Here is a 12246-nt window from a genome sequence, read left to right on the forward strand (position 1 = left end):
TCTCTCTCGGTCGTCGGTTCACGCGTTTGCCTCGGATGTGGTGGCTGGCTGCAGTGCGGACGGTGCGCGTGTCGGCCTCCGGTGTGGCCACCAGCTGCGGTCCTCGAACAGGGCCGCGCAGGCGGGTACGACCAGGGTGCGGACGATGAAGGTGTCGAGCAGGAGTCCGGCGGCGACGGCGAAGCCGGTCTGGGCAAGCGCCTCGACGGGGGAGAAGAGCAGGGCTACGAAGGTGGAGGCGAAGATGAGGCCGGCGGCGGTGATGACGGGTCCGGTGGCGGTGACTGCGCGTGCGACCTCGTCGCGGTCCAGGGCGAGGCCGCTTTCGCGCATCCGGCTCATGAGCAGGATGTTGTAGTCCGCGCCGACGGCCACGAGCAGGACGAACACGATGACCGGGACGGTGAAGTGGATGTCTTGTCCGGCCAGGTGCTGGAACACGAGCGTGGTGAGCCCCAGGGCGGCTGCACAGGACAGCACGACGGAGGCGAGGAGGTAGAGCGGTGCGGTGAGGGCGCGCAGCGTGAGGATGAGGATGAGGAGCACCATGAGCAGGACCGCGGCGACCACGAGGACGGCGTCGTCGGCGAGGTAGTGGGCCAGGTCGGCGCCGAGGCCGGCCGCGCCGGTGGCGAGGATCGTGGAGTCGTCGAGGCGGGTGTTGTTCATGGCCTGGTCGGCGGTGTCCTGGACTTCGTTGTAGCGCTCCTGTCCGGCGGGGGTGAGGGGGTCGGTATCGCCGGTGACCTGGATGCGGGCCAGTTTTCCGTCCTCGGAGAGGAACTGGGTGCGGGCCAGGGCGAAGTCGGGCTTTCCGAGTGCGGAGGCGGGTAGGTAGAAGCCTCCGGCCTCTGGGGTGTCGGCGCGCTGGTTGATGGCCTGGAGGTAGTCGCCGGATTCGTCGAGCCCGTTGCTGAGCTTCTCGGTCTGGGTGAGGAGCTGCTCGATGCCAGGTGCGATGCCGGCGGCACCGGTGGCGAGCCGGTCGGTGCCGCCTTCGAGCTCGCCGAGCTTCTCGCTCAACAGCGCTTGGCCCTCGGCGATCCGGTTGCTGCCCGACTGGGCTTGGCGGAGCCCGGCGGCGAGCTGGTCGAGCCCGGCCGCGAGGCGTCCGTCACCGGCGGCGAGGCGTTCCGCGCCGGCGGCCGCTTGGGCCAGTCCGGGCAGGAGCCGGTCGCGTTCGCCGGTGTAGATCTTTCGAAGGCCCTCACGGGAGCGTTTGCAGATCGGGTCGGCGGTGCAGATCGGATCGTCCTCCAGGGCTTCGACGATCATGCCGAGGCCCTCGACGGCCTGGGCGACCTGGTCGTGTGCGGTGCGGAGCCCGGCGGCCAGCGCGGCGGCGCCGTCGCGTAGCCGGCGGGCGCCGTCGGCGGCCTGGCCTGTGCGATCGGCGGCCTGCCCCAGACCACCGGCGATGCGACGGCTGCCGTCGCTGAGCTTCCCGGCGCCGTCTTGGGCCTTCCCGGCGCCTGCGGAGACCTGGCCGAGGGCGTCTCCGAGGTCACCGGCTCCCGACGCGAGTCGCTCCAGCCCTGGCTCCCCGGACTCCAGCTTGCGGTCGGCCTTGTGGAGTCCTCGGGCGAGCTTCCCGAGCTGGTTGGCGATGGAGGCTGGTTCCAGTCGCTTGCCGGCCGGCTGGGTGATGCTGCGGACCTGGTTGACGCCGTCGACCTTCGCGACCGCGGTGCTGACGGAGTTGATGACAGCCAGGTCGCGGGTGTTGGCCATGTCGTGGTCGGAGCGGATGAGCAGGTAGTCGGGCAGGGTCTGGTTGGGCGGGAAGTGCTCGGCCATCGCCGCCAGTCCCAGGTTGCTCGGGGTGTCGGGCGGTTGGGCGGCACGTTCATCGAAGGAGAGCTGCATCGTGGGCAGCGCGAGCGCGAGTAGGACCAGGACCATCACCCCGACTACCAGGATCCGGGCCGGGTGGCGGCCGACGAGGCGGCCGGTGCGGGCCCACCGCGAATCCGCCCGGGTTGGCGGAGCTGGCCCGATCCGCGGTCCGAACCAACGCATCAGGGCGGGGGTGAAGGTGAGGCTGACCGCGACGGTGACCGCGATACAGATCGCCATCGGGGGGCCGGTGGTGGCGAAGATGGCCAGGTCGGTGAAACCCAGGCAGATGGCGCCGAGGATGACGGTGGCTGCCGAGGCCAGCAGCGCCGGCCCGACGCGAGAGACCGACTCGGCGACCGCATCGAGGGGTTCAAGGCCGTTGCCGTACTCCTCACGGAATCGTGAGATCAGGAAGACGCAGTAGTCGGTCCCCGCCCCCAAGGTGATGGCCACCACGAACGCGTCGGTGTAGGTGGACAGGGCCAGCCCATGCTCACCCGCCCAGGCCAGGGCGCCGCGGGTGCACAACAGGGCGACACCGATGGTCACCAGCGACACCAGGACGGTCGCGACCCGGCGGTAGACCAGCCACAGGATGCCGACCAGCAAGAACAGCGAGACCGCGGTGATCTTCAACGAGGCCTCGTTCACCGCCGTGGTCAGATCCGAGATCATCGCCGGGTCACCGGTCACGTGAACCTCGGTGCCGGGTGGAGCATCGAGGTCCTCGACGACCGAGCGGAGCCACTTCACGTCCTCGTCCGAGGCCGGTGATCCGACCGCGGATCGCAGCCCGACGACCAGGTAGGTCGCCTCGCCGTCCTTGCTGGTCATCGAGCGCCGGGCCTCGGGCTTGCCGAGGTAGTCCTGGACCTCCGAAACCCGATCCGGCTCCTCCTCGAGGGTGCCCACGAGGTCGGCGTAGACGCGGCGGTCCCCCACGCCCAGGCCGTCGTCGTCGGTGATGACCACGAACACGTATGACTGGGTGTCACCGGACCCGAAGGCGGTGTCCATCACCCGCAACCCGTGCAGGGTCGGGGAGTCCTCGGGCAGGAAGGCAGTGCTGCTGCGTTCGACCACGGTCCCCAGCGGGGTCACCAGCAGCGAAAGCGCCGCGGCGGCCAGCACCCAGCCGAGCACCACGATCGATGGGAAGCGGTGCCCCACTCCGAGGGCAGACCTCAGCGGTCCGCTGCTCCCGGCTCGTGGTCCGCGACCCATCACCCGCACCAATGCTCTGGACTGAAATGTTGTACTGGCAGTACAACATAGGATGTGGTCGAGGTCGAGGCCAGTTGGCCCGATGGGGCACAAGGGGAGGAGTGAGAGCGGTGAGGAAACTTCCGGCCAAGTTGGCAAGCCAGCTCTACGGCGCGGCCGAGCTGATCGCCGAGCGCGGTCTGGACGGCACCAAGATCGACGACATCGCCGAAGCCACGGGTATCCCGAAGGCCACGATCTACTACCACCTGGACGGCAAGAACGGTGTCTTGGCGTTCTTGCTGGGTGACCTCCTCGACCTCATCGCTGGCGAGGTCGGTGTCGCAGTCTCAACTGTCGAGGATGCCCGTACCCGGCTCGAGGCCGCCGTCGCAGCACAACTAGGGGTGATGGTCGAGCACCCGTTCCTGTGCCGGGCACTCGTGGGGGACCTCGGCCGCGCCACCCGGCTGCCCGACCTCGCTGAGGCGTTGCGCAGCGCGTTCTACCAGCCGATCGAGAAGCTCCTGTCCGACGGCGTCGCCGACGGCTCGCTGCGCCAGGTCGCCGATCCGGGTGCCGTTGCAATGAGCGTCTTCGGTGCCATCACCGTGGCCGGTCTCAGCGCCGCGGTCGAGGGGTCTTCAACTGGCCCGTCCGCAGATGCGGCCCGTTTCTCTGCGGCGATCTGCGAACTGATCCTCGACGGTCTCGCGACGCATCCCCGTCTCGATGACCACGAGCCGGGTGAGCGGCCGTGACGAACCTGGATGAGCTCCTCGCGAGCTGGAATGAGAAGTTCCGGCCGCACGAGGACGGCGCTCGGCTTCCGCCGCACCACGACCACTGCCTCGCCTGCGGACCCGACAACCCCCACGGCCATCACCTCACCGTCCAGCGTCGCGGCGACGAGGTGCATGCGGTTCACGTCTTCGACGAGCGCCACGTCGGCGCTCCCGGGATCGCGCACGGAGGCGCCGTGGCAACGGTCCTCGACGACCTGTTCGGATTCCTGCTCTACCTCACCGGCAGTCCAGCGGTGACCCGGAAGCTCGAGGTGCGCTACGACTCGCCCGTCATCCTCGGCACCACCTACGAGCTCGCGGCCAGGGCCGTCCGGACAGAAGGGCGCAAGCTCTTCGTGGAGGCCGACATGAGTGAGACCGGAGGACCAACTGTCGCCTTCGCTTCGGCCCTTTTCCTGAGGGTGGACGTGACCCACTTCGACCAGGGCAGGCCGCGATGACTAGGACGTGGGTGGGCGGCGTTATCCCCGAAGTCCCCGTGGGCGCCACGGTCGCAAGCGCACCGTGGCGGAGGGACTCTGCGGGATCTCAGCACGGTCGGGTTCGACACGGGCGCGACCGGCACTCCCGGCCGGTACTCCCGGCTGGTGCCTGTTCCTCTGCCGTGTGACGACGGAAGGGTGCGAGTCGCACGCTGGGCTGACATGGCTGGCGGCGTGCGTGTCGGGAGGGATGACGCCCCCACTTGGATCGTGAACGGTGACGTGACTGCGTGAACAACGCCGCGAGCGTGCTGCTTTAGTGGCGCGAAGCGAGCGAAGGTTGGTAGCCGGGCCCTACCTAGCCCGGTTCGCGGCGACCGAACTGACGGAATTCGCTTGGCGACTGCCCGGTCCAGCGTTTGAAGGCATGCGAGAAGTTGCCCAGGTCGCTATAGCCGAGATCTATGGCGATCTGACCGACCGTTAGCGATCGGTCGAGCAGGCGGACGATCGCCCTCTCGCGCAACAGCGATTGCTGTACGTCGCGGAAGGTCGTGCCCTCCTCGTGGAGGCGTCTTTTCATGGTGCTCGGGGAGACTGCGAGGAGCTCAGCGATGTCATGGCTGCTGATGTGTCCGGGGTCCTCCTCGAGCAATCGCCTCACGGTCTCGGTAAAGCTGGTGGCAGTGGTGTGACGGTCGAGGCTTCGGCGCAGTTCGCCGATGGCCATGCGATAGGCGATCGGGTCGGGGAAGCGGCAGGGTGCTTGGAGGATGTCGACGGGAACGTCGATGAACGACGCGCGTGCGTCGAACACCAAGCGTCCGGCCAGCATGCCGTCGACGTGGTGGGGGGACTGGGGGCTCTTCCAAGCCAGGTTCATCGTGACGCCTGGCAGCGGGCCCGTCAGCATGTCGAGGAGCCGCAGCAGTGCCGCTCCGCCGTAGGTGATGACTAGGCAGTCGAGATCACGGTCGCCGGTGTGGCCGGTGAGGCCCACGGTCAGGCTGCGCTGGCTGCGGTGGAAGTGGGGGCGCAAGGCGCTCGAGATGATCGGAAGGTACCCAAGCAGCTCGAAGACCTCGGCCACGGAGCCGGAGCTGACTAGCGGCAAGCTGAGCGGGCCGAACGACGTCAGTTGTGCGTGCTCGGCGAAGGAGAGCCCGAGGCGTGTGGCATCGGCGTGGTCGAGTCCGGGGTAGACCTCACGGAACCACCGGATCGGCACCTGTCGGTCGCGCTGGACCAGCTCCAATTCGGAAGTCCCCTCGCGGTCGATGATCGCACGGAAGCGACCTACGGCCTGGGGACCGAGAGCATCGCTGGTCAAGAGCTGGACGAACGCCAACGGAGGCACGCCGGGCTCGGGGGACTTCATGGGCACGACCTCCTGAGCCGAAATCACAAGCTATTGACACGAGTGACCATAGCCACGCGGGGGCCGGGGGCCAAGACTTGAAAGACGTTCAAGTCAGGAGTTCGACATGGCAGTTGTCACCTTTATCTCCCACGACGGCGAGAAGCACGAGGCCCCCTTGGAGGACGACCAGTCGCTGATGCAGGTCGCCGTGGACAACATGGTCCCCGGAGTCGACGGCGACTGCGGCGGGGAGGCCGCCTGTGGCACGTGCCACGTGTTCGTCGACGATCAGTGGGTCGACACGGTGGGCCGCTCAGGCCCAGTCGAGGAGGAGATGCTGGCGATGAACCCCGAGCGCGAGCCGACCTCGCGGCTCTCGTGCCAGATGCGGGTGAGCGAGAGCTGGGACGGCCTCGTCGTCCGACTCCCCGAGTTCCAGATGTGACCGTCGAGAGGAAGACTGCACCATGACGACCCTGACTACCGTGACCGACGCCGTGGCTGAGCGAGCCCAGTCCATCATCCCGATGGAGATCCAGATCCGCGGGGCGCACCTGTACGACAAGACCCGTCGCTTCGTGACACGGACCAACGGGAAGAAGATCTTCGTCGAGGAGCCCATTCCCCCCGTGGAGGACGTCGCCCTCGCCGACATCGACCTGAGCAACCCGTTCCTCTACCGTCAGGGCAAGTGGCAGTCCTACTTCGAGCGCGTGCGCAACGAGGCACCCGTCCACTACCAGGCCGACAGCCCGTTCGGACCTTTCTGGTCCGTCACTCGGCACGCCGACATCATCGCGGTCGACAAAGACCATGAGACCTTCTCGGCTGAGCCCTTCATCATCATCGGCGAGCCCCCACGGTTCATGGATGTCGCGATGTTCATCGCCATGGACCCGCCCCGACACGACCGCCAGCGAGCCGCGGTCCAAGGCGTAGTCGCACCCAAGAACCTGCGCGAGATGGAGAGTTTGATCCGCACGCGGGTCCAGGAAGTACTGGACGATCTCCCGCTAGGTGAGCCCTTCAACTGGGTCGACCGCGTCTCGATCGAGCTCACCGCGCGAATGCTCGCCACCCTACTCGACTTCCCCTACGACCAACGCCGCAAGCTCGTCGAGTGGTCGGACCTGGCCAGCTCCATGGAACAGGCCAACGGCGGACCATCCGACAACGACGAGGTCTTCCGGGGCTTCGTCGACGCGGCGCGGGGACTGAGCACGCTGTGGCGGGACAAGCAGGCGCGACTCGCGGCAGGTGAGGAACCCGGATTCGACCTGATCACCATGCTCCAGAGCAACGAGCACACCAAGGACCTGATCGACCGCCCGATGGAGTTCCTGGGCAACCTGGTGCTCCTGATCGTCGGCGGCAACGACACCACACGCAACTCTATGAGCGGGGGGGTCATCGCCCTCAATCAGTTCCCCGACCAGTTCGAGAAGCTCAAGGCCAACCCGGACCTCATCCCCAACATGATCTCAGAGATCATCCGCTGGCAGACGCCGCTGGCCTACATGCGTCGCGTTGCGAAGAAGGACACGGTCCTCAACGGCCAGTTCATCCGCAAGGGCGACAAGGTGGTCATGTGGTACGCCTCGGGAAACCGCGACGAGCGGGTGTTCGAACGGCCGGACGACCTCATCATCGACCGCAAAAACGCACGCAACCACATCTCGTTCGGTTTTGGTGTCCACCGGTGCATGGGCAACCGTCTGGCCGAGCTGCAGCTGCGGATCCTGTGGGAAGAGCTGCTCCCGCGCTTCGAGAAGATCGAGGTCGTGGGTGAGCCGGAGTATGTCCAGTCCAACTTCGTGCGCGGGATCAGCCGGTTGATGGTCCAGTTGACGCCGAAGACCGACGCGTGACCTCGGGGAGGGCGCTGATCGTCGGGGCCAGCCACGCCGGGGCCCAGTTGGCCGCCAGCCTTCGCCAGGAGGGGTGGGCAGGTGAGGTGGTCGTCATCGGTGATGAAGCTGCCCTTCCGTACCAGCGCCCACCCCTGTCCAAGGCCTACCTTGCCGGCAAGAGCAGCTTGGAGGAGCTCGCCATCCGCAAGGCGGAGTTCTACGACAAGCAGAAGATCCGCCTGCTGCGGGCGACGGTCACCGAGATTGATCGTGCGGCCGGACAGGTCGTGCTGGGCGACGGTCAGACGCTCGCCTACGACGGCCTCGCGTTGTGCACCGGGGGCCGGGCGCGTCCGCTGGCTGTTCCTGGCATCGATCTGCCGGGCGTCTTCTACCTGCGCGCGTTCGCGGACGTCGAGGCGATCCGTGAAGCCGCGGCCTCGGGTCGCCGAGCCGTGATCGTCGGCGGGGGCTACATCGGACTGGAGACCGCCGCGTCGTTGCGCGCCCTCGGGCTGGAGGTGACGGTCCTGGAGGCCGCCGAACGGGTCCTTGAGAGGGTCACGGCTGCTGAGGTGTCGATGTTCTACGAGCGCATCCACCGCGACGCCGGCGTCATCGTGCGGACGGGCGCTCTCGTCGAGGCCGTGGTCGGCGACGGCCGAGCCCGTGAGGTGGTGCTAGCCGGGGGTGAGCGGATTCCCGCCGACCTCGTCATCGTGGGTGTGGGCTTGGTCCCGAACACCGAGCTCGCCTCTGAGGCGGGCCTGCAGGTCGAGGATGGTGTCGTGATCGACGACTTCGCCTCGACCAGCGATCCCAAGATCGTCGCGGCGGGGGACTGCGCCATCCATCACATTTCTCGCTACGGCCGGCGGGTGCGACTTGAGTCGGTGCCCAGCGCGGGTGAGCAGGCGAAGGCGGCTGCCGCCACGCTGTGCGGCAAGGAGCGGCCCATCTCGGCGCTGCCGTGGTTTTGGTCCGACCAATACGACCTGAAGCTGCAGATCGCGGGATTGAACACGGGCTACGACGAGATCGTGCTGAGCGGCGACCCCGCGCGCGATCGCGACTTCACCTGCTACTACCTCAAACGTGGGCGGTTGCTCGCCGCGGACTGCGTGAACCGTCCCCGGGACTTCATGAAGGCCAAGAGAGCGCTCGGCCAGGGTCTCGACGTCGATCGGGCGGAACTGCAACGGCCCGCCGCCTCCTGATTCACAGTGCCGGGCGCGCCTCGGCGAAGCCCCGCACCCCATCACGACCCCCCTCAACATTTCATCGCCGGAGGACCACTCGTGCAGAGCACCATGATGAACGTCCAGCTGACGACGGCAGCCATCCTGCGGCACGGTGCCCGTGTGCACGCCACCGCGCGCGTGCGCACGCTCCAGCCCGATGGCTCGGTCAGGACCGGCACGTTCGCCGAGGTGGGACGCCGCTCGGCGCAGCTGGCCCACGCGCTGCGGGCCTGCGGGGTCGTGGGGGACGAGCGGGTCGCCACCTTGATGTGGAACAACCAGGAGCACGTCGAGGCCTACTGTGCAGTGCCCTCCATGGGGGCGGTCCTGCACACCCTCAACCCCCGACTGACCCCCGAGCAGCTGGTCTACATCGCCAACCACGCTGACGACCGGGTGGTGATCGTCGACGGTACGCTCGCCCCGCTCCTGGTGGCGGTCCTGCCGCAGCTCGCCGAGGTGCACACCGTGGTCGTCACGGGGGGTGTCGATCTCGCGCCGCTCGAACGTGACGGCCTCACCGTCGTCGGTTACGACGACTTCATCGGAGGTCACCCAGAGACGTTCGAGTGGCCGGAACTCGATGAGCTCTCCGCCGCGGCCATGTGCTACACCTCGGGCACGACCGGCAACCCCAAGGGCGTCGCCTACAGCCACCGATCGACCTACCTCCACTCGATGGCTGCGTGTGCCGCCGACGGGCTGAGCGTCACCGGTGACGACGCCATCCTGGCGATTGTGCCGATGTTCCATGCCAACGCCTGGGGACTGGTGTACGCGGCTTTGATGGCAGGAGCCGACCTGGTCATGCCCGAACGGTTCCTCCAGGCCGAGCCACTGGTGCGGCTTATCAGCAGCGAGCGGCCCACGATCGCCGGAGCCGTGCCGACGATCTGGAGTGACGTCCTGAATCACCTCGATTCCAACCCCGGTCACGACATCTCGTCGCTGGGGTTGGTGGCCTGCGGTGGATCGGCTGTGCCGCTTCATCTGATGAAGGCCTTCCAGGAGAAGTACGGCGTGCAGATCGTGCAGGCGTGGGGGATGACCGAGACCTCGCCCCTAGCCGCTATCGCTCGGCCGCCGGCAGCGGTCGGGGGAGAGGAGCACTGGGCACTGCGGGCCTCCCAAGGTCGTCCCGTCGCCGGGGTCGAGCTGCGACTGATCGACGACGACGGCAACGAGGTGCCGCACGACGGGAAGTCAGTCGGGGAGATCCAGGTTCGCGGCCCATGGATCACGGGGTCCTACATCGGTGACGAGGACGCGGAAAAGTTCGACGACGGATGGCTGCGCACGGGAGACGTGGGACGCATCGACGAGCGTAGTTTCGTCACCTTGACCGACCGGGCGAAGGACGTCATCAAATCGGGCGGCGAGTGGATCTCGTCAGTGGAGCTCGAGTTGCTGCTCGCAGGTCACCCGGACGTGCTGGAAGCGACCGTCATCGGCGTTCCGGACGAGAAGTGGCAGGAACGGCCCCTGGCCGTGATCGTCGTTCGGGACGGGTCCGAGGTGACTCCCTCCCAGCTGCGGGACTTTCTCGAGGGCAAGGTCGCCAAGTGGTGGCTGCCCGAGCGGTGGTGCTTCGTGCCCGACGTGCCCAAGACCTCGGTCGGCAAGTTCGACAAGAAGCTGCTCCGCGCCCGGCACGCCGACGGCGACCTCGCTGTCATCGATCTCTGACTGCATGGGAAGGCATCACGGCGCGAGGCGCGATTGGTGGACGAGCTCGCGGCCGAGTCCGGCCAGGAGCTGCCGCCGTTGCCGCCGATCCCGTTCCAGCAGGAGCCGTCCAACGGCATCCCGCGCCGCTCCCAGCGCGAGCCCGGGGCGTGGTGCCGCGAGCACGGGATCACCCCGCCTCCGAACTCCTTCGCCAGCGACATCGCAACTGCTCCTGTCCCGCGCACTCCGCTGCAAGCCCACGGCGGCCCACGGCGGCCGTCGTCTGACGGCGCAGCAAGCCAGGCCCTCCCGGGCACCGTCACCGACCTCGAGGAAGTGTCATGAACGCTCCGTCCACACCCACCCTGCACATCCGTCGTCCCGCCGACGGCGAAGCACTCCGATCGGTCCCGATCGTCGACGGCGACCGCGTGCGCGCCGCCGCTGAGGACCTGCGCGCGGCGCAGGTCGCGTGGCGCGACATGGGTCCTGCTGCGCGAGCCACCTGGCTGCGCAAGTGGCGGGGCTGGATCCTCGACCACACCGATGAGCTCACTGACCTGCTCGTCGCAGAGACCGGCAAGGTCCGCCCGGACGCCTTGGTGGAGACGACCGCTTCGTGCGAGTTCATCTCCTTCTACGCCGACCATGCGAAGGAGTTCCTCGCCCCCGAACGAGTGGGGGCAGGAGGGCTGCTCAGCCTTCCGAAGCGGCTGACCCGCAGCTATCGGCCCTACCCGTTGGTCGGACTGATCATCCCGTGGAACTTCCCGATCACCCTGTTCCTGATGGATGCAGCGCCGGCGCTCGCAGCGGGGTGTGCGGTGCTGACGAAGTCGTCGGAGATGACCCCGCTGACTTGCGCGCGCGTCATCGAGGGATGGCACGAGATCGGCGCCCCGCCGGTCCTCCGGCACGTCGCGGGGGCCGGGGACACCGGAGGAGCGGTGGTCGAGGCTGTTGACTTCGTTCAGTTCACGGGCTCGACGGCGACGGGCCGTCGGGTGGCCACGCGCTGTGCTCAGCTGCTCAAGCCGGTCAGCCTGGAGTTGGGCGGTAAGGACGCTGCCATCGTGCTCGAGGATGCCGACCTCGATCGGGCCGCGCACGGGATCGTCTGGGGCGGGATCTTCAACTCGGGGCAGGTCTGCATCTCGGTCGAGCGGGTCTACGTGGTGGACGCGGTCTACGACCGGTTCGTGGAGAAGGTGGGGGCGGCCCTCGGAGCGCTGAAGCAGGGCTCTCGAGCCGGGGATGATGTCGGCGCCATGGTGACCCGGGCGCAGGTGGACACGGTTGAGCGGCATGTGCGGGAGGCTCAGGAGTCCGGTGCGCGCGTGCTTGTCGGCGGGGCGCGGGGCGGCGAAGGCAACTTTTTCGCCCCCACGCTGCTGGTGGACGTCGACCACAGCATGGCCTGCATGACCGAGGAGACGTTCGGGCCAACACTGCCGGTCATGCGGGTGGCCGACGAGGCCGAGGCTGTGGCCCTGGCCAACGATTCCGCGTACGGGCTCTCGGCCACCGTGTGGACACGAGACGTCTCCCGAGGGCGGCGCATCGCCGACCAACTGGAGGTCGGTGCGGTCAACATCAACGACGTCTTCAGCAACCTCTTCGCCGTGGGGTTACCCCACAGCGGCTGGAAGTCCTCGGGCCTGGGTGCTCGCCTCGGCGGCGCGCAGGGTCTGCGGAAGTACTGCCGCGTCCAAGCGATCACCGAGCCGCGGATCCCGCTGACCACCAAGGAGCTCACCTGGTACCCGTACTCCGCCCGGCGTACGGCGATCGCCGGCCGAGTGCTGCGCCTGGCCGCTGGTCGCGGCCTGCGGCAGCGACTCGGCCTCTGAAAGGAAG

10 protein-coding genes are annotated in these 12246 nt (G+C 67.9%); 8 read left to right on the forward strand and 2 right to left on the reverse strand.

Annotated elements, in window-relative coordinates; all coding sequences use genetic code 11:
* Positions 1-18 precede the first annotated feature (18 nt).
* Complete coding sequence (locus CF8_RS23455; protein WP_010832702.1) at positions 19-3009, reverse strand: MMPL family transporter; 2991 nt, start codon at positions 3007-3009, stop codon at positions 19-21.
* Positions 3010-3092: 83 nt separating this feature from the next.
* Between CF8_RS23455 and CF8_RS08425 the strand changes: the two genes are divergently transcribed.
* Positions 3093-3803 (forward strand): TetR/AcrR family transcriptional regulator, encoded by a 711-nt coding sequence (locus CF8_RS08425; protein ID WP_232211598.1) that lies wholly within the window; start codon positions 3093-3095, stop codon positions 3801-3803.
* A complete protein-coding gene (locus CF8_RS08430; RefSeq protein WP_010832704.1) occupies positions 3800-4288 on the forward strand; it encodes a PaaI family thioesterase in 489 nt (162 codons plus the stop codon). The genes CF8_RS08425 and CF8_RS08430 overlap by 4 nt, the downstream gene beginning before the upstream one ends.
* A gap of 340 nt (positions 4289-4628) precedes the next feature.
* Here CF8_RS08430 and CF8_RS08435 read toward each other — a convergent pair whose 3' ends face one another.
* Positions 4629-5648 (reverse strand): helix-turn-helix domain-containing protein, encoded by a 1020-nt coding sequence (locus CF8_RS08435; protein ID WP_010832705.1) that lies wholly within the window; start codon positions 5646-5648, stop codon positions 4629-4631.
* Positions 5649-5754: 106 nt separating this feature from the next.
* Here CF8_RS08435 and CF8_RS08440 point away from each other — a divergent pair, with 106 nt between their 5' ends.
* The 6 genes from CF8_RS08440 (at position 5755) to CF8_RS08465 (ending at position 12239) form a co-directional block, all read left to right on the forward strand.
* Positions 5755-6075: a 2Fe-2S iron-sulfur cluster-binding protein gene (locus CF8_RS08440; RefSeq protein WP_010832706.1), complete on the forward strand. Its 321-nt coding sequence runs from the start codon at positions 5755-5757 to the stop codon at positions 6073-6075.
* A 22-nt stretch (positions 6076-6097) separates the two neighbouring features.
* Positions 6098-7498 carry a cytochrome P450 gene (locus CF8_RS08445; protein WP_036490586.1) on the forward strand — a complete coding sequence of 467 codons (1401 nt, stop codon included), beginning with the start codon at positions 6098-6100 and terminating at the stop codon, positions 7496-7498.
* Positions 7495-8697 carry an NAD(P)/FAD-dependent oxidoreductase gene (locus CF8_RS08450; RefSeq protein WP_010832708.1) on the forward strand — a complete coding sequence of 401 codons (1203 nt, stop codon included), beginning with the start codon at positions 7495-7497 and terminating at the stop codon, positions 8695-8697. Before CF8_RS08445 ends, CF8_RS08450 begins: the two co-directional genes overlap by 4 nt.
* 81 nt (positions 8698-8778) lie before the next feature.
* Entirely contained in the window at positions 8779-10407 is a 1629-nt protein-coding gene (locus CF8_RS08455) for a long-chain fatty acid--CoA ligase (protein ID WP_010832709.1), read from the forward strand.
* 36 nt (positions 10408-10443) lie between these two features.
* Entirely contained in the window at positions 10444-10734 is a 291-nt protein-coding gene (locus tag CF8_RS23055) for a hypothetical protein (RefSeq protein ID WP_010832710.1), read from the forward strand.
* Positions 10731-12239 (forward strand): aldehyde dehydrogenase family protein, encoded by a 1509-nt coding sequence (locus tag CF8_RS08465; protein ID WP_010832711.1) that lies wholly within the window; start codon positions 10731-10733, stop codon positions 12237-12239. The genes CF8_RS23055 and CF8_RS08465 overlap by 4 nt, the downstream gene beginning before the upstream one ends.
* Positions 12240-12246: the final 7 nt, after the last annotated feature.

The sequence above is a fragment of the Nocardioides sp. CF8 genome (assembly GCF_000389985.1).
GTDB lineage: Bacteria > Actinomycetota > Actinomycetes > Propionibacteriales > Nocardioidaceae > Nocardioides > Nocardioides allogilvus.

Bases quoted from the DNA above. Each gene is read 5' to 3' on its own strand.
- CF8_RS08440 (WP_010832706.1), top strand. From the start codon at position 5,755: ATGGCAGTTGTCACCTTTATCTCCCACGACGGCGAGAAGCACGAGGCC.
- CF8_RS08435 (WP_010832705.1), bottom strand. From the start codon at position 5,648: ATGAAGTCCCCCGAGCCCGGCGTGCCTCCGTTGGCGTTCGTCCAGCTC.
- CF8_RS08445 (WP_036490586.1), top strand. From the start codon at position 6,098: ATGACGACCCTGACTACCGTGACCGACGCCGTGGCTGAGCGAGCCCAG.
- CF8_RS08465 (WP_010832711.1), top strand. From the start codon at position 10,731: ATGAACGCTCCGTCCACACCCACCCTGCACATCCGTCGTCCCGCCGAC.